Origin of the sequence: Herbaspirillum sp. (assembly GCF_017744395.1) — a bacterium.
GTDB lineage: Bacteria > Pseudomonadota > Gammaproteobacteria > Burkholderiales > Burkholderiaceae_D > Herbaspirillum.
The window spans coordinates 102,645-120,393 of sequence record NZ_JAGIBI010000007.1 but is presented as its reverse complement, the minus strand read 5'-3'; the positions used below and the strand labels follow the sequence as shown (position 1 = coordinate 120,393).

The 17,749-nt window shown below is 64.5% G+C and carries 15 protein-coding genes; 8 read left to right on the top strand and 7 right to left on the bottom strand.

Translation table 11 applies throughout. The features are described 5' to 3' along the window. The first annotated feature begins 309 nt into the window (after window positions 1–309). Together prpR and J7548_RS17530 are read left to right on the top strand one after the other, a co-directional pair. Window positions 310–1,947, top strand: coding sequence for a propionate catabolism operon regulatory protein PrpR (gene prpR / locus J7548_RS17535; RefSeq protein ID WP_290977002.1), 1,638 nt, complete (start codon window positions 310–312; stop codon window positions 1,945–1,947). Between the two features lie 188 nt (window positions 1,948–2,135). Continuing rightward, the gene (locus J7548_RS17530) at window positions 2,136–3,419 is read left to right on the top strand and encodes an MFS transporter (protein WP_290976999.1); all 1,284 of its coding nucleotides are present in this window, start codon (window positions 2,136–2,138) and stop codon (window positions 3,417–3,419) included. Between the two features lie 96 nt (window positions 3,420–3,515). Here the strand turns inward: J7548_RS17530 and ntrC are convergent, their stop codons facing one another. The 4 genes from ntrC to glnA all read right to left on the bottom strand — a co-directional run bounded on the left by ntrC (window position 3,516) and on the right by glnA (window position 8,263). Beyond that, on the bottom strand, window positions 3,516–5,000 hold the full coding sequence (ntrC, locus tag J7548_RS17525; protein WP_290976996.1) for a nitrogen regulation protein NR(I): 1,485 nt from the start codon (window positions 4,998–5,000) through the stop codon (window positions 3,516–3,518). A gap of 73 nt (window positions 5,001–5,073) precedes the next feature. Further along, window positions 5,074–6,147, bottom strand: a complete 1,074-nt coding sequence (glnL, locus tag J7548_RS17520; RefSeq protein ID WP_290976993.1) for a nitrogen regulation protein NR(II) — start codon at window positions 6,145–6,147, stop codon at window positions 5,074–5,076. Window positions 6,148–6,275: 128 nt separating this feature from the next. Then, entirely contained in the window at window positions 6,276–6,737 is a 462-nt protein-coding gene (locus J7548_RS17515; protein WP_290976991.1) for a hypothetical protein, read from the bottom strand. Between the two features lie 110 nt (window positions 6,738–6,847). Next, window positions 6,848–8,263 carry a type I glutamate--ammonia ligase gene (glnA, locus tag J7548_RS17510; RefSeq protein ID WP_290976988.1) on the bottom strand — a complete coding sequence of 472 codons (1,416 nt, stop codon included), beginning with the start codon at window positions 8,261–8,263 and terminating at the stop codon, window positions 6,848–6,850. A gap of 402 nt (window positions 8,264–8,665) precedes the next feature. Between glnA and J7548_RS17505 the strand changes: the two genes are divergently transcribed. Next, entirely contained in the window at window positions 8,666–9,127 is a 462-nt protein-coding gene (locus tag J7548_RS17505; protein WP_290976986.1) for a rhodanese-like domain-containing protein, read from the top strand. Window positions 9,128–9,216: 89 nt separating this feature from the next. Here J7548_RS17505 and J7548_RS17500 read toward each other — a convergent pair whose 3' ends face one another. The 3 genes from J7548_RS17500 to J7548_RS17490 all read right to left on the bottom strand — a co-directional run bounded on the left by J7548_RS17500 (window position 9,217) and on the right by J7548_RS17490 (window position 12,004). Further along, window positions 9,217–9,900 (bottom strand): response regulator, encoded by a 684-nt coding sequence (locus J7548_RS17500; protein ID WP_290976983.1) that lies wholly within the window; start codon window positions 9,898–9,900, stop codon window positions 9,217–9,219. A gap of 33 nt (window positions 9,901–9,933) precedes the next feature. Further along, the gene (locus J7548_RS17495) at window positions 9,934–10,626 is read right to left on the bottom strand and encodes a response regulator transcription factor (protein WP_290976979.1); all 693 of its coding nucleotides are present in this window, start codon (window positions 10,624–10,626) and stop codon (window positions 9,934–9,936) included. Window positions 10,627–10,741: 115 nt separating this feature from the next. Continuing rightward, window positions 10,742–12,004, bottom strand: coding sequence for an EAL domain-containing protein (locus J7548_RS17490; RefSeq protein WP_290976976.1), 1,263 nt, complete (start codon window positions 12,002–12,004; stop codon window positions 10,742–10,744). Between the two features lie 248 nt (window positions 12,005–12,252). Between J7548_RS17490 and J7548_RS17485 the strand changes: the two genes are divergently transcribed. The 5 genes from J7548_RS17485 to J7548_RS17465 all read left to right on the top strand — a co-directional run bounded on the left by J7548_RS17485 (window position 12,253) and on the right by J7548_RS17465 (window position 17,668). Further along, entirely contained in the window at window positions 12,253–12,912 is a 660-nt protein-coding gene (locus tag J7548_RS17485; protein ID WP_290976973.1) for a DUF1120 domain-containing protein, read from the top strand. 35 nt (window positions 12,913–12,947) lie between these two features. Continuing rightward, a complete protein-coding gene (locus J7548_RS17480) occupies window positions 12,948–13,631 on the top strand; it encodes a DUF1120 domain-containing protein (protein ID WP_290976971.1) in 684 nt (227 codons plus the stop codon). A 141-nt stretch (window positions 13,632–13,772) separates the two neighbouring features. After that, window positions 13,773–14,507, top strand: a complete 735-nt coding sequence (locus J7548_RS17475; protein ID WP_290976968.1) for a fimbria/pilus chaperone family protein — start codon at window positions 13,773–13,775, stop codon at window positions 14,505–14,507. 10 nt (window positions 14,508–14,517) lie between these two features. Next, window positions 14,518–17,109 carry a fimbria/pilus outer membrane usher protein gene (locus tag J7548_RS17470; protein ID WP_290976966.1) on the top strand — a complete coding sequence of 864 codons (2,592 nt, stop codon included), beginning with the start codon at window positions 14,518–14,520 and terminating at the stop codon, window positions 17,107–17,109. Further along, a complete protein-coding gene (locus J7548_RS17465) occupies window positions 17,096–17,668 on the top strand; it encodes a hypothetical protein (RefSeq protein WP_290976963.1) in 573 nt (190 codons plus the stop codon). The genes J7548_RS17470 and J7548_RS17465 overlap by 14 nt, the downstream gene beginning before the upstream one ends. The last annotated feature ends 81 nt before the right edge of the window (window positions 17,669–17,749 follow it).

Sequence of the window (17,749 nt, the reverse complement as noted above, 5' to 3'; positions counted from 1 at the left end):
CTGAGTGGGTTGCTGGATACGCTGGGGGCCGGGGCTGGTCACGACAACAGCGGCGGCGTTTCAGCGGACAAACTGGCAGACCGTATTGCAACGCCCGTGCCACCCTCCCGGCCGGAACGCGAATCTTCTCGCCGGCCGCGCCCCTCCCCTCGTACCAAATGAAGAAAAATCAATCACTTAGGCAAGCCCCGGCCATAGTGGCAATACGACAGCTCCCCGTTTCATCAGCCTTCGCCCAAACGATGCAGATGTTTCATATGTGTTACATTCATGTTTCATGAAACACATCTTGAAACACCACTCTTTACGATGAAACGCCCCGCCTACCGCGATGCCGACCGCCCGGCCGACAAACCCGTCGTCTGGACGGTATCGGTTTCGCGCCTGTCCGAGCTGTTCCGCGACATCACGCTGGAATTCGACGACCTGGCCGATATCGAGCCGATCCAGCTCGGTTTCGACGATGCGGTGCGCCATATCCGCGAACGGCTGGCGACCGAGCGCTGCGATGTGGTGATCTCGGCCGGCTCCAATGGCGCCTATCTCAAAAGCCGCCTGCCGGTGCCGGTGATCGTGGCCCGCGCCAGCGGTTTCGACGTGATGCAGGCGCTGGCCCGCGCCCGCAAGCTGACCCCGCGCATCGGCCTGGTCACCTACCAGGAAACCGTGCCGGCATTGGCCGAGTTCCAGCAGATGTTCGGCCTGGACATCGTGCAGCGCACCTACGCCACCGAAGAAGACGCGCGCGCCCAGGTCAACGACCTCAAGGCCGCCGGCATCGAGGCGATCGTGGGCGCCGGCCTGATCACCGACCTGGCCGAGGAAGCGGGCCTGCAAGGCGTCTTCATCTATTCCTCTGCCTCGGTGCGCCAGGCCTTCGAGGATGCGCTGGAACTGGCGCGCCTGACCCAGTTGGAGTCCACCCGCGGGCGCAGCCTGCCGGTGGCCGACACGCTGCGCGCACGCCACCACCTCAACGACCTGCGCGGCGAGTCGCCGGCGATGGAAGCGGTACGCCATTCGATCACGCTGTTCGCACGCTCCCCGGCCACCGTGCTGATCCAGGGCGAAACCGGCACCGGCAAGGAACTGGCGGCGCAGGCGATCCATCGCGCCCATCCGCTGATGCAGGGCAAGGTGCAGGTCGCGCATCCCTTCGTGGCGGTCAACTGCGGCGCGCTGGCCGAGTCGCTGCTGGAATCCGAACTGTTCGGCTACGAGGAAGGCGCCTTCACCGGCTCGCGCCGCGGCGGACGCGCCGGCCTGTTCGAAGCGGCCCATCGCGGCACGCTGTTCCTGGACGAGATCGGCGAGATGCCGCTGCCGCTGCAAACGCGCCTGCTGCGTGTGCTGGAAGAACGCGAGGTGGTGCGCGTGGGCGGCACGCGGCCCATTCCGGTGAACGTGCGCATCATCAGCGCCACCCATTGCGACCTCGATGCGCGCGTGCGCGAAGGACGTTTCCGCGCCGACCTGTATTACCGGCTGGGCGTGCTGCGCCTGCAACTGCCGCCGCTGCGCGAACGCCGCGAAGATATCCTGAACCTGGCCGAATGGCACCTCAAGCACGCGCTGGCGGCGCTAGACGTGCGCCCGCATGCCAACCTGCATGCCGAAATCGCGCACTGCGCGCCGCTGCTGGCCGCCTACGCCTGGCCGGGCAATGTGCGCGAGCTGCGCAACATGATGGAACGGCTGGCGCTGTTCCTCGCGGCCGAACCGCTGCAGGCGCTGACCCCGGCGCTGATACAAGGCATCGCCCCGGAAATCGGCACGGCCGGCGCGCCGCCGGCGATACCGCAATCCGAACCGGCACCCCTGCCCGATGCGCAGGACATCCTGGCGGTCCTGCAGCTCTGCCGCGGCAACCGCGCGGCGGCGGCGCGCCAGCTCGGCATCAGCCGCACCACGCTGTGGCGCAAACTGAAGGAAGCCGGCGCGCAATGACGCGCCGGACGTGATTCACCGCCTATTTTCACAGCCCATTTTCCGCCCGTTTCCTGCGGCCTGATAATAGGCATACACTGCGTCTTGACAGCGCCTCCGCCCGCAACCTATTCTCAGCCGCTATACCAAGCGGCAGCCCACTGCCATCATCCACACGCAGCCAGCGTCACTCAAAAAAGGGAGAACCCATGACCAGCACCACTGCCGCACCGGCAGCCGGATACACGCATCCGCAAGCCCGGCGCGCCATCGTTTCATCGTCCATCGGCAATGCGCTGGAATGGTTCGACATCCTGATCTACGGCGCCTTCGCGGTCGTCATCGCCAAGCAGTTCTTCCCGACCGGGAATGAGACCGTCTCGCTGCTGCTGACCTTCGGCACCTTCGGCGTCTCCTTCTTCATGCGCCCGCTGGGCGCGGTGGTGCTGGGCGCCTACTCCGACCGCGTCGGCCGCAAGTCGGCGCTGATGCTGTCGATCATGCTCATGACGCTGGGTACCGCGCTGATCGCGTTCATGCCCAACTATGAAAGCATCGGCCTGCTGGCCCCGGCCGGCATCGCGCTGGGCAAGATGATCCAGGGTTTCTCGGCCGGCGGCGAATTCGGCAGCTCGACCGCCTTCCTGGTCGAACACGCGCCGCACCGCCGCGGCTTCTTCTCCAGCTGGCAGGTCGCCAGCCAAGGCGTGAGCCTGCTGCTGGCGGCGATCTTCGGCGCCGTGCTCAACAACATGCTGACGCCGGAACAACTGGCTTCCTGGGGCTGGCGCGTACCGTTCGTGTTCGGCCTGCTGATCGCCCCGGCCGGCGTCTATATCCGCCGCCACCTGGACGAATCGCCTGAATTCAAGGATGCCAGCGAGAAGACCGATTCCCCGCTGCGCGACACCTTCACCAGCCAGAAACTGCGCCTGCTGATCGGCGCCGGCAGCGTGATCATGGCTACCGTCTCGGTCTACCTGTCGCTGTACATCCCGACCTACGCGGTCAAGCAGCTCGGCCTGCCGGCCTGGTCCTCGTTCGCCGCCATGTCGGTGGCCGGCCTGATCATGGCGGTCGGCTCGCCGCTGGTGGGCACCTGGTCGGACAAGTTCGGCCGCACCCCGTTCATGATTGCCAGCAGCGCGCTGTACATCGTGCTGACCTACCCGATGTTCGTGTTCCTGACCAATTCCCCGGGCTTCCTGCAACTGCTGTTGCTGCAAACCGTGATCGGCGTGCTGATGACCATGTACTTCGCCGCGATGCCGGCGCTCTTGGCCGACATCTTCCCGGTCAAGACCCGCGGCACCGGCATGTCGCTGGCTTATAACATCGCCGTCACCATCTTCGGCGGTTTCGCCGGCCTGATCATCACCTGGCTGATCGACTTCACCGGCAACAAGCTGTCGGTGAGCTACTTCGTCATCTTCGGCGCCGCGCTGAGCCTCCTGGCCAGCCTGTCGGCGCGTGTGGTGCTGCGCCTGCGCTAAACCTCGCGCAACAGAGCCCCAATGCAAATGGCCCGGATCGCATGCGATCCGGGCCATTTGTCTTTGTGCCTGCCGTTTGTTCCGGCGGCCAGGCGCTCAGTCGTCCTCGGCGCCGCCGATACCCAGCTCCTGGATCTTGCGCGTGATGGTGTTGCGGCCGATCCCCAGGCGCACCGCCGCATCGTTCTTGCGGCCATGCGTATGCTTCAAGGCGATCCTGATCAGCGCCGCCTCGAACTGGCGGCCCAGGATATCCATCACTTCCGGCTGTTGCTGCGCCAGCATCTGCGCGGCCTCGGCTTCCAGCAGCGCAACCCAGTTGGCATGGCCGGCGGGCTCGGGCGCCGCCGCATAGGCTGCATCGCCGGCGGCCGGCGCCGACATGGCCGGCGAAGCCGCGGCCGACAGCGGCTGCGGCGCGTGCGTGCGCTCTTCCACCAGGTCTTGCGGCAAGTCCTTGACCTCGACCGTCTGGCCGGGCGCCATCACGGTGATCCAGTTGCACAGGTTTTCCAGCTGGCGCACGTTGCCGGCGAACTCCAGCTTCGACAGGAACTGCATCGCCTGCGGCGACAGGCGCTTGGCTTCCACGCCCAGCTGGCGCGCGCTTTGCGCCAGGAAGTGGCGCGCCAGGATGGGGATGTCCTCGCTGCGCTCGCGCAGGCTGGGCAGGCGCAGGCGGATCACGTTCAGGCGGTGGTACAGGTCTTCCCGGAACAAGCCTTCGCGCACGCGCTGCTCCAGGTTCTGGTGGGTCGCCGCGATCACGCGCACATTGGCCTTCAGGGACTGGTGGCCGCCGACGCGGTAGAAATGCCCGTCCGACAGCACGCGCAACAGGCGCGTCTGCAGGTCCAGCGGCATGTCGCCGATTTCGTCGAGGAACAGCGTGCCGCCCTCGGCCTGCTCGAAGCGGCCGCGGCGCATCGCCTGCGCGCCGGTGAAGGCGCCGCGCTCGTGGCCGAACAGTTCGGATTCCAGCAAGTCCTTGGGGATGGCCGCGGTGTTGAGCGCGACGAAGGGCTGGCTAGCGCGCGGACTGTGCTTGTGCAACGCGCGCGCCACCAGCTCCTTGCCGGAACCGGATTCGCCGGTGATCAGCACCGTCACGTTGGATTGCGACAGGCGGCCGATGGCGCGGAACACGTCCTGCATGGCCGGCGCCTGGCCGAGGATTTCCGGCGTCTGCGCGGCTGACTGCTCGACATCGGTTTCGCGCAGGCTCTCTTCGAGCGCGCGGCGGATCAGTTCGACCGCCTTGTCGACATCGAACGGCTTGGCCAGGTATTCGAAGGCGCCGCCCTGGAATGCCGAGACGGCCGAATCGAGGTCGGAGAAGGCGGTGATGATGATGACCGGGATGCCGGGGTGCCGGGCCTTGACGGTCTGCAGCAATTCGAGGCCGGACGCGCCCGGCATGCGGATGTCCGACACCAGCACCTGCGGCGTGCTGCTATCGAGGGCCTGGATGGCGTCGCGTGCGCTGGAAAAACTTTGCGTGGCCAGGTTTTCACGGGCCAGCGCCTTTTCGAGTACCCAGCGTATCGATTCGTCGTCGTCAACAATCCAGATTGGCTTCATAAATAACTTTTCCTGGGTGGGTCATGCTGTTAAATGCTTCTGTTTTTATTTCGCGCCGCTTGCATCCATCCGCTTACGGCAGCGGGATGAGTATCCGGAAATCGGTACATCCCGGCCGGCTCTCGCATTCGATCACCCCCATGTGCTGGTGGACGAAGGTCTGCGCCAGCGTCAGTCCGAGCCCGCTGCCGCCCTCGCGTCCCGACACCAGCGGATAGAAGATCCGTTCCTGGATGTCGGGTGGGATGCCCGGGCCGTTGTCGATGACATGCAAATCTAGTGCCAGCCGGTAGCGCACCTTGGACAGCGTCACCTGCCGGCTCACCCGCGTACGCAGGATCAGTTCGCCGTCGCCGGCGCGGATGCGCTCGGCCAGCGCTTGCGCGGCGTTGTGGACGATGTTGAGCAGCGCCTGGATCAGCTGTTCCTTGTCGCCGCGGAATTCGGGGATGGAGAGGTCGTAGTCGCGCTTGATGGTCAGTCCCTGCGGGAACTCGGCCATGATCAGGCTGCGCACGCGCTCGCACACTTCGTGGATATTGACGTCGCCCACGATGTGCGGATGGCGGTGCGGCGCCAGCAGGCGGTCCACCAGCGTCTGCAGCCGGTCGGCCTCCTTGATGATGACCTGGGTGTATTCGCGCAGCTCCTTCAGGTGGCGCTCAGGCAGTTCCAGTTCCAGCAACTGGGCCGCGCCGCGGATGCCGCCCAGCGGGTTCTTGATCTCGTGCGCCAGGTTGCGGATCAGCTCCTTGTTGGCCTGGCTCTGGTCGAACATGCGCTCTTCGCGGTCCAGCTTGAGCTGCTGCACGTTCTCGCGCAACTCGAGCAGCACCGGCGTGTCCGGGTTGTCCAGCGGCGTGACGATGGCGTGCACCTGCAAGGGCTCGCGACTGGCGCGCTCCAGCACCAGGTCGAGGCGCTTGTCGGCGAACTGGTGTTCGATGGCCTGGGAGAACAGCGCCGAGAGTTCGGCGCCGTTGAGGAAAAGCTCCGGCAGCTTTTGCTGCGACAAGACCTTGAACGAGCTTTCCAACAGGTTTTCTGCCGCGGCGTTGGCATACACGATGCCGCCCCGCTGATCCAGAATGATCACCGCCGAAGCCAGCAGGTCGAGGCCGTCAAGCGAGGGTAAATTAGTCTTCATCCGGATATCCCGCCCTTGAAATCGTTGATGGCCAATGACGCGGCGCGATCCTTCGCGCCCCGCATTCGCCGCCTTTGAGAATGTTCTAGCAAGTTTCGGGCAAGCCCATGCGGCGCGCGCGTTGCGCCTCATTCCCGCAGCGCCTGCTCGAATGCGGCGATGGCCTTCCCGCTTTGGGCGATCGCCTCCGCCAAGGCCGCGGTGCGCGCCTGGTAGCGCGCGTAATTGCGCTCCTCGCCGCGACGCTCGGGAGCGCCGCCGTTGTATTCGCGCCTGAGCTCATCGAGCCTCTTGCGTTCGGCCGCAAGGCGTTCGCGCATGACTGCCTTCCTGTCGCCATCCACCGCCGTTGTTACCGGCACCGGCGACGCATCGTTCATCGCTTTACCGGCACTGGTTGCGCCGATCCGGCCTATCGGCGCCAGCGTACGCCTGCGGCAATTCGCCGCCTGCGCATCGTCGCGATACTCGACACCATCGACGCCATCGGCGCCGTCGCACACATACATCGCCGCGGCATGGCCCCACGCCGCGCCGGCCAGCAATGCCGATGCCAGATACTGCCCATACCTCACATACTCATACTTCATCGCATCCTCCGGAAAACCTCCACCGCCTTATGACAAGGCGGCGCGCATTCCGGCGGCGCATAAATAAAAAGGGGAAGCAAGCTTCCCCTTTTTTGAACACCCGTCTTCGATTACAGCGAATAGTACATATCGAATTCGATCGGGTGGGTGGTCATGCGATAGCGCTGCACTTCCTGGCGCTTCAGATCCAGGTAGGCGTCGATCATGCTGTCGCTGAACACGCCGCCGCGGGTCAGGAACTCGCGGTCCTTGTCCAGGTGATCCAGCGCTTCTTCCAGCGAGGAGCACACGGTCGGGATCAGCTTGTCTTCTTCCGGCGGCAGGTGGTACAGGTCCTTGGTCGCGGCTTCGCCCGGGTGGATCTTGTTCTGCACGCCGTCCAGGCCTGCCATCAGCAGGGCTGCGAAGCACAGGTACGGGTTGGCCAGCGGATCCGGGAAGCGGGTCTCGATGCGGCGGCCCTTCGGGTTGGCCACGTGCGGGATACGGATCGAAGCCGAACGGTTGCGTGCCGAGTAGGCCAGCTTGACCGGAGCTTCAAAGCCGGGAACCAGGCGCTTGTACGAGTTGGTGCCGGGGTTGGTGATCGCGTTGAGCGCCTTGGCGTGCTTGATGATGCCGCCGATGTAGAACAGCGCGAATTCCGACAGGCCGGCGTAGCCGTCGCCTGCGAACAGGTTCTTGCCGTCCTTCCACACGGACTGGTGCACGTGCATGCCCGAACCGTTGTCGCCGACCAGCGGCTTCGGCATGAAGGTCGCGGTCTTGCCGTAGGTATGGGCGACGTTCCAGATCACGTACTTCAGGGTCTGGGTCCAGTCGGCGCGCTCGACCAGGGTCGAGAACTTGGTGCCCAGTTCGTTCTGGCCGGCGCCGGCCACTTCGTGGTGGTGCACTTCAACGGGGATGCCCAGCGATTCCAGGATCAGGGACATTTCCGAACGCATGTCCTGGAAGCTGTCGACCGGGGGAACCGGGAAGTAGCCGCCCTTGACGGTCGGACGGTGGCCGGAGTTGCCGCCTTCGATCTTGGCGCCGGTGCTCCAGGAAGCTTCTTCGGAGTCGATCTTGACGAAGCAGCCGGACATGTCTTCGCCCCAGCGCACGCCGTCGAAGATGAAGAATTCGGGTTCCGGGCCGAAGTAGGCGGTGTCGCCCAGGCCGGAGGACTTCAGGTAGGCTTCGGCGCGCTTGGCGATGGAACGCGGGTCGCGGTCGTAGCCCTTGCCGTCGGACGGCTCGATCACGTCACACTGCATGTACAGCGTGGTTTCTTCCATGAACGGGTCGATGTTGGCGGTGTTCGGATCCGGAATCAGCAGCATGTCGGAGGCTTCGATGCCCTTCCAGCCGGCGATCGACGAACCGTCGAAGGCATGGCCGGATTCGAACTTGTCGATGTCGAAATGCGAAACGGGCACGGTCACGTGCTGTTCCTTGCCACGGGTATCAGCGAAACGGAAGTCGACAAACTTGACTTCGTTGTCCTTCACCATCTTCAAAACCTCTGCGGCCGTCCTTGCCATGCGAATCTCCTAAAACGAGGAAGTAGTATAAATTTGGGTATTGAGCCGTTTTCTGCGACTGGATCTTTGCATTTGATACAACGGTCTTGCGCCGGAACTCAGCCCGGGATGATAGCAGATTCCATGCCACCGCCCTTTGAAGATGCAACAACGGAACATTTCAGGGAAAATCAGGGGCTGGACGGCCGCTTCGCTGAATGGATGAGCATGAAATACATGCATCATTTTAGTGCAATTTAGTAAAAATGCACCAATAAATAACATTTTTGTGCGCGAGACAGATAATTGGCACTTTTGCGGTGCATTCGGTCGCACCGTGAATATGGCCCTGCACGAAAGGCTTGCTCTTTCCAATTCGCAATTTTTGACAATTTCCTATCAAGACAGCCCCAGCGAGACACCATGACCCAAGAACAGCTCCTCATCACAGCAAGCCAGCGCGCCCAGGACGGCCAGCTTCCCTATCGCGGCGCCGTCACCCCGCAAGAAGCCTTCGCCCTGATCCAGGGCGATCCCGCCGTCAAGCTGGTGGATGTGCGGACCAAGGCCGAACGCGACTGGGTCGGGATGGTGCAGATCCCCGCCGCTCAGCACCTGTTCGTCCAATGGAACCTGTATCCCGAAGGCAAACCCAATCCGCAGTTCCTCGAACAGCTCAAGGAAGCGGCCGGTCCGGATGACATACTGCTGTTCCTGTGCCGCTCCGGGGTGCGCTCCAAGCACGCGGCCAAGCTGGCGACCGAAAACGGCTATCGCCATTGCTTCGACATCGTCGAAGGCTTCGAAGGCAACAAGGATGCGGATGGCCACCGCAAGACGGTGGAAGGATGGTGCAAGGCCGGCCTGCCTTGGGTGGGCGCCTGAAGAAGCGGGCAAAACGGATCGCCCGTTTTGCCCGTTCTTGAAACGCCTCGCGTTTTATTTATAAGATTTCCGGAACAGGAAACTGCCGGTCAGGCACCCAGCAGCGCGTCCAGTTCCGCCATCAGCGCGGCGATGGATGAGAAACCGGCAGCGCCGCTGTGCGCCGCCGCCTCGATGCGTTCCAGCAGCGCGACGATGCGTTCGCGCCGCATCGTCAGCGCCGCCCCCTTCATACGGTGCGCCAGGCGCTGGACGGCCGCGATGTCGGACACGGCATGGGCCGTGCGCATCGCCGCCAGGTCCTGCAGAGAGGTCGCGCGAAACAAGTCCTCAAGGTCGACCGGCCGCGCCTCCGCCGGCACGCTGGTGGCTTGCCCGTCCGCCTCGTAATCGCACCACAGCGACAGCATTTTCTCGAATTCCCCTACCGGCAACGGCTTGCCCAGGATGCCGTCCATGCCGCTTTCCAGGCATAGCTGCACATGGGCGGCATCGGCTTCGGCCGAGATACCGATCAGCGGCGTGTAGCCGGCGTCCGGATCGCCCGCCTCGGCCTCGCGCACCCGGCGCGCCACTTCATAACCGTTCATGTCCGGCATGTAGCAATCGAGCAGCACCAGGTCATAGCGCTGCGCCTGTATGGCCGCCAGCGCGGACCCGCCGTCCTCGGCGCCGGCCACGCGGCAGCCGAGCCGGCGCAACTGCTTCTCGATCGCCAGCCGGCTGGTCGCCGAATCGTCCACCACCAGGATCCGCGGTCCTTGTTCGCTCATTTGTCGATCGTCCTTATCTTGGGAGGTCTGTGCTCAGAGGTCCGTAAGCTGATGCTGAATCTTGAACAGCTCGCTGTCGTTGCGCACGCCGAGCTTGCGGAATGCCGACTGCTTTTGCCCGCTGATGGTCTTGACGCTGCGCGCGAATTTCTCCGCGATCTGGGTCACGGTCATGCCATCCAGGCAGCAGCGCAGCACCTCGCGCTCGCGCGGCGACAGCTCCGAGCTTTCGGAAAGGGAATCCGAAACCGCCCTGCTCCCCGCGGCCTCCTCGCCCGGGTCGGAGGAAAGCATCGAAGACAATTCCGCGGCCATGTCGTTGTTCAGGTAGACACGCCCCACGGAAATGGTGCGGATCGCCTGTATCAGTTCCGACAGTTCCTGCGACTTGCCGACAAAGCCGCGCGCGCCCGCCTTCATCGCCAGCGCCACCGTGGCCGGGTTGTAATGCGAGGAGGAAACCAGGATCTTGCTGTCGGGGAAACGCACCCGCAGGGCGCGGATCAGGTTCAGCCCGTCGATATCGTTGGCGCCCAGCGAGTAGTCGATCACCAGCAGGTCGGCAGGCGTGGCGCGCAAGGCCGCCATCATCTCCTTGCTGCTCGAAAACGTCCCCACGATCTGGAAGTCCGGTTCCTCGGACAGGCGCCCCGCCAATCCGTAGCGGACCACGGCGTGGTCGTCGAGCAAGGCGATGCGAACCGTCGATACAGATGCCCAGGTCATCATGGATTCCTTTTATTCTGGCTGATGGCCCCCCCGGGCCGCGACTGACTCCTGTCAAAGTGTATCAATAGCGCGCCTCGCCAAACGGGCGAATAAGACCATGATTCCCCGCCCTTCAGGCCGGCAAACGCCTGTCGCAAGAGGATGCCCCCGTCGCGCGGCGCACGGCGCGCAGGAACTCGGACGCCTTCATCGGCGGCGAGACAGCGCCCTGCACCAGCCGACATCCCAGCTTGCGCATGGCCTCGGATGTTTCCATATCGTCCACGCCGCAAGCCACGACCTCCAGGCCCAGGCGCGCCCCGATACCGAGGATGCCGTCCACCATGCTGCGCGCGAGGCCGTGGCGCGGCACCTGGTCGATCAGGCCGGCATCGATATGGATGCCGGTGAACGGCATCTCGGAGAGCATGCTGATATTGGCGCTGCCCGCGCCAAAGCCGTTGAGCAGCAGGCCGAAGCCCTTGATGCGCAAGCGGTTGAGCGAAGCCGACAAATGCACCTGCCGCACCGGCGCGCCGGTTCCCGTGAGGACGATGGAGACTTGCTCCGGGCTCAGCTGGTGCTGGCGTACCCGGTCGGCCAGATAGTCGGCGATTTCCGGCGTCTGCAACGTCTGCGCGGAAGCCTTGATGCTGCACGACAGGCAATGGCCGGCCGCCTTCAATTTTTGCTGCATCCGCAGCACGTGGTTGGCGGTGCGGTAAAACAGCACCAATCCCAGCCCCTGCTGTTCGATCAGGGCCATGAAGCGCTCCGGGCGCAACTTGCGGAACCGGGGATGGTTCCAGTGCACCTCGGCCGCCGCCGCGGCCATGCGCAAGTTTTCCGGCGCCACCTGCGGGCAGTACCACACGTCGAACTCGTCGACATCGCAAATGGCCCGAAGCAAATCGTCGTCGTTAATGTCCGGCAAGGCATCGTCGGCGCCTGCGCGGCGGCGCGGCTTGCCCAAGGCGAGCGCCAATTCGACCACATAGCGCAGGGCAACGCCGGACAGCGGCTTGGGCAGCGCTTCAACGACCGCGAATCCGGCGCTCCTGGCCAGCCGGATATGCGACTCCAGCATGCCCGCGCCCAGCACGCTTACCCATACCAGCATCGGGAACTGCCGCGGCGCCCCTCGCCCCGCTCCCTGAGCGCCGTGCGCCAGCTCCGCATGCCGTACGATGAATTGCGGCCCATCCACATTGGGCATGCCGATGTCGCAGAAGACCAGGTCGGCCCCATGCGCGCCCATGAGCCCGATCGCCTCCTGGCCGTCGGCCGCCTCCAGCACCTTTTGCGCCCCCATGCGCCTGAGATTGCCGGCCAGGACCGCCCGTTGCAGCGGCTCATCCTCGACAATCAGAATGGACAGGTCCGAGATCGATTTCATGATATTTCAGGTTGTTTGCCCAGCGTTTCCGGCCACGCTCCAGGCTGCGATTCTGTTCCCGCCCCCTCTCGCCTCCAATAGGAATCCTCTGGAATGCCTCCCGAAAAAATTAAAGAAATGACGGAAACACAATCAAATGCCGGTCCTCCCTGTTGGCGCCGGAATCCACAGCGGCGCCGATATTCCCGCACCGCCCCCGCAGACTGAATTAGAATCGGACAGGCCAATCCCCAAGCATCCAACCGATCATGAAAAGGCGGATCTTCCGTACACTCTGGGCACTTGCCGTTCCCGCCGCAGCGCTTGCCGGGCCGACCGCGCACTTGCGCGTCACCGGGCACATCATGCCCAATGCCTGCGTGCCGCATTTGATCGGCGGCGGCGTGGTCGACTACGGCGCCATCCCCTCCAGCCGCATCTCGCAACATGCCCCGACGTTGTTGCCCGTCAGGTCGGTCGGCCTGCAAGTGTCTTGCAACACCCCGACCCGCGTGGCGATCCGCCTGGTCGACAACCATCCGCAGGCCACCACCAATAGCATGGTCAAGGCATCGGCTCGCCCCAGCATGCTGCGCGACGAGCGCTATTTCGGCCTGAAGAGCGAGGATGGACTGCGGGTGGGCGGCTATGTGCTGCGCTTCCAGGCGCGCGGCAACGACGCCGCCCCCAACCTGCAAATGCAGGCCGCCGGCAATGCGGCAAGCGGCGCCTGGAGCGCGCGCACCGATGGCATGCTGCAGCAGAACACGCTCTATACCTGGGCCGCCGACCAGCGCAACATCCCGGCCAACATCCAGGAAAGGGGCGCCACGCTGAGCATCCAGCCCGTCATCGACAGCCGCGGCGAAGGGCTCAAAGATGACATTCCGCTGGATGGGTCCGCGACAGTCGAACTGGTCTATCTCTGAATCTGAAACCGGCCCGCCACGCTCCCGATACCGCCATGACCGTCCTCCGCGCTCCCCGCCGTTCGCTGCTCCATCCGTTACTGCTGTGCGCGGGACTTTGCGCTGCCGGCGCCGTCGACTCGGCCAATACGGTACCGATGGAAATCACCGCCACCCTGACCCCGGCCGCCTGCACACCGACGCTGTCCAGCGGCGGCGTGGCCGACTATGGGACGATGAGCGCCAGCATCCTGCGCCAAGGCCAGTTCACGACCTTGCGGGCCATGAGCATGACCTTTTCGGTCAACTGCGATGCCGCCGCCAAATTCAGCGTCAAGGTCATCGACAACCGCCGCGCCTCGGTGGTGCCGGGCATCGTCGCCGCCGCCTCGGGCGACGGTTCGCTGGGGGACGACTACAACTTCGGCCTGGGCGCCGTCGCCGGCCGCAACGTCGGCGGGTACACCATCCGCTTCATGCCCGACACCTATACCGGCGACTATCAGCCGGTACGGCTGATGTCGTCCTCTGACGGCAATATCTGGAACAATAGCGGCAACGGCATCGCCTCCAAGCGGCTGCAGTTCTCATGGGGAAGCAGCAGCGGCACGCCCGACGCCTACAAGGCGGTCTCCGGAAGGCTGTCGGTGCAAGCCTATATCAACAAAGCCGAAAACCTGCCCCTGACCCAGGACATCCCGCTCGACGGCTCCGCCACGCTGGAGTTGCATTACCTGTAAGAACCTGCCCCCCCTCCTTCGCTCCGGAAAAACGGCCAAAACAACTGAAAAAGAGGCATAAACCGCCTGTTTTTCCCTCGCTTGCCATCGCCGCATATGGGCGATGATCGAAGGCAAAACTTCGTTCCGGGGGGAAACAAGATGGCCGCTTTCACCATGCAACAAAAACCGGTTTTCCAAACGCGCGGCATGGCCTGCCTGGCGCTGCTGGCACTGGCCTGCGCCGCAGCGCCGGCCGCCCGCGCCAGCGGCATGCTGCCGGAAACATCGGTCGTGATCGTCAACGAGGCCGATGGCGAAGCCAGCATGAACGTCAAGAATACCGACGCGGCCGCCACCCTGCTCTACACCTCCATCCAGAACCTGCCGGAAGACAAGGAGGCGCTGCTGGTGGTCTCGCCGCCGGTGGCGCGCGTGGAACCGGACCAGACGCAACTGGTGCGCTTCATCCTGCAATTGAAGGAGCCGCTCAAGACCCAGCGCCTCAAGCGCGTGACGTTCGAGGGCATTCCCCAGAAGGGTCCCGACGGCGGCGTCAAGGTGACCATGAACGTGCGCCAGAACCTGCCACTGATCATCCATCCCAAGAACCTGCCCCTGAACCGCGAACCCTGGAAACTGCTGACCTGGTCCATCAACGGCGACTCGCTGGTGATGAAAAACGACAGCGCCTATGTGGTGCGCTTCGCCCAGGCGCTGGCGCTGCTGCCATCGATGACCGAAGTCGACATGAGCCGCACCTACATCCTGCCGGGCGAACAATTGAGCGCGCCGATCCAGGGCAATCCGGCCGGCACCACCGCGGTCCGCATCGCGCCGGCGACGGTGTACGGTTTCTCGGTCGACCATTTCGACGCTCCGCTGGGCAAACCCTGAGCCCTGACGGGTGGCGACCGCGGACAACGACGGCCTGTCTTCTTCCGGTACGCGGCAACGGCATACCGGCGCCATGGTCGCGCCGCCTCTTCCCATCGGTGAAATTCCGGCGGCCCTTTCACGGCGCCGCCATCGCTTGCTCGCCCTTGGCGGCGGCCTGGCCGCGGCGCTCCCGGCCTGGGCGCAACTGCCGGCGGGGTTCGACCTGGACATGCTGCGCGAGCGCGGCATCGATCCGCAAATCGCCGAATACTTCAAGGACGCCGCCCGCTTCCGCCCCGGCATCAACATCGTCACCCTGTTCGTCAACGGGCAGCAGCGCGGACGCATCGATGCGCGCTTCGACGACAAGGGCGAACTCTGTTTCGACCAGAACCTGCTCGACAAGGGAGGCCTGAAGACGCCCGAAAAAACGCTGCCGGCAAGCGCGCAATGCCATGACTTCAAAGGCGCCTATCCGCAGACCGGGATCGAACTGCGGCCGGGCAAGGAAGAAGTCGCGCTGGTCGTGCCGACCGATGCGCTGCGTCCCAACGAAAGCGACTTCTCCGGCTTCGCCACCGGCGGCAGCGCGGCCCTGCTCAACTATGACGTGATCGCTTCGCGCAGCCAGTTCGGCAACAGCTCCAGCAGTTTCCTCGGCGCCAATCTCGAATACGGATTCAACACGCGCGACTGGATCGTGCGCGGGCGCAGCATGTATTCGGAACAAGACCGCACTTCGCAGCGCCAGCACCTGTACGCTTATGCGCAACGCACGCTGGTCGGCTACAAGTCGATCTTCCAGGGCGGCCAGATCAACATCCTCAACAGCCCCTTCGCCGCCGGCCCCATCACCGGGCTGCAGATCGTGCCGGAAACCGCCCTGTCCTCCAGCTCGCTCAACAACGTGATGGTGGAAGGCATCGCCCAGACCCAGGCGCGCATCGAAGTGCGCCAGAACAATGCCCTGATCTATTCCACGGTGGTGCCCAGCGGCCCCTTCGCGCTGGCCGACCTGCCGCTGCTCAACGGCACCACAGACCTGGATGTCACGGTGATCGAAGCCAATGGCGCGCAGCGCCGCTTCACGGTGCCTGCGGCATCGCTGCACGGCGGCAACCTGGGCATGCAGCGCGGCTATTCCTTCGCGCTGGGCAAGCTGCGTTCGCTGGGCAACGCCACCGGCAGGCAACCCTGGCTCGCCACCGCCAGCGGCGGCTGGCCGCTGGGCCGCAACAGCACGCTCAACGCCGGCCTGATGGGCGCCACCGGCTACCAGGCGGCAAGCTGGGGCGGCAATACCCAGATCGGCGGCCATAACCTGAGCTTCCAGCAGCGCTTCTCGCATGCCTCCGGCGAGGGCGAACGCGGCACCCAGTTCACGCTCGCCACCAACAGCATCCTGACGGCAAGCACGTCCCTGGGCTTGTCCACCACCCAGCACACCCTGGGCTACCGCGACCTCAACGATACCGTCATCGACCAGCGCAGCGAACTGGCCGAGCAACTGCTGCTCACGCCGGGCCAGGCGCCGACGACGCAGTACGCGCGCTACCGCGGCCAATACACGGCTTCGCTCAACTGGAGCAATACGCTGCTGGGCGGCTTCCATCTCTCGTACTCCCGGGCCACCTTGTTCTACGGGCAAAGCACCCAGCGCGTCATGGCTTCCTGGGGGCGCAGCTTCGACAACGTCAGCGTCAACCTGAATATCGAACACCAGATGGGCGGCACCGGCACGCTGGGAGGCAACGCCAATACCTTCTACCTCACCGTCAGCATCCCGCTGGGCAAGCGCAGCGTGCGCAGCTACGTCAACAACAGCGGCGGCTACCAACGCCTGGGGGCCTCGTACAACGAACGCTTCAATGACTATGTGAACTACACCGTCACCGCCGAACGCAACCAGCAGACCGGCGACAACGACCTGTCCACCCAGTTCGCAATGCTGCCGCGCTATGCGCAGGCCAATCTCGGCTACGCGCGTTACGGGTCGGGCAATACGGCCTACAACGGCGGACTGCGCGGCGGCATGGTGCTGCACCAGGGCGGCTTGACGTTCTCGCCCTACGCGGTGCAGGACACCTTCGGCATCCTGCGCGTGGGCGATGTGTCCGGCGTGAAGGTCGGCACCCCCTACGGCCCGGTCTGGACCGACTGGAAAGGCCAGGCCGTGATCTCCCAATTGCCGCCCTACGCCAGCACCCGCCTGGAAATCGCCACCAAGAGCCTGCCCCGCAACATCGACATCAAGAACGGGCTGAAAGTGCTCGATCCCGGCCGCGGTTCGGTCAGCCATGTCGACTTCGATGTGCTCAAGGTCCGGCGCATCCTGCTCAACGCCAAATCGCCGGATGGCCTGGCCTTGCCCAAGGGCGCATTCGTGCTCGACGCCGACAACCAGTTCGTGACCACCGTGGTCGACGACGGCCAGCTATTCCTGCTCAACGGCGTGCCGGCCGGCGCCCTGCGCGTCATCCTGCCGGACGAGAAGAGCTGCGTGCTGCAATACAGCTTGCCCTCCGCCCCCGATCCCAATATGTTCTACGAGACGGCCGACGCGGTATGCCGGCCCGACATGCACGCGCAATCGAAAGGAATCTCCCATGCGCCGGCCTGACTTCGTCCTTGCCCTGGCCCTGCTGGCGGCCGCGTCGCTGACGGCGGCGCCGGCCCGTGCCGACGGCGCCGACAACTGCCAGATGCAGATCAGCAACCCCGCCGTGGACTATGGCTCCACCACGCGCGCGGAACTGCTGAAAAAGCAGGTCTCGCCGCTGGCGATGAGCCTGGGACGGCAAAGCGTCACGCTCTTCGCCACCTGCAAGGTGCCGACGCTGATGACGCTGTTCTTCCACGGCGCCGCCGACAATGCCGACACTTATCGGCTGGGCAATGGCGGCGCCTTCACGCTGCGCGTGCTCAATGCCAGGCTGGACGGCCATGTGGTCGGGCTGGGCAGCGTCATGGTGCCGGGCCAGCAACCGGAAACCCAGGCCGAAAGCGTGATACTGCGGCCCGATACCGGCGCCGTGCCGATCCTCAACGACGTGCCGGTCAAAGGCAGCTCGCTGCAATTGCAAGTCGACATCGATGCCGTCATCTCCACCACCGGCAGCCGCGTCAACGACCTCACCGTCTTCCGCGGCGCGGGCAACTTCGAGCTGTTCGAACATTGATACAACGGCAATTCCTCCAGCCTGACAACGGCCAGGGGCTTTGTAACGCCGTGTAACGCTCTCCCATCCTGCCAACCTAAT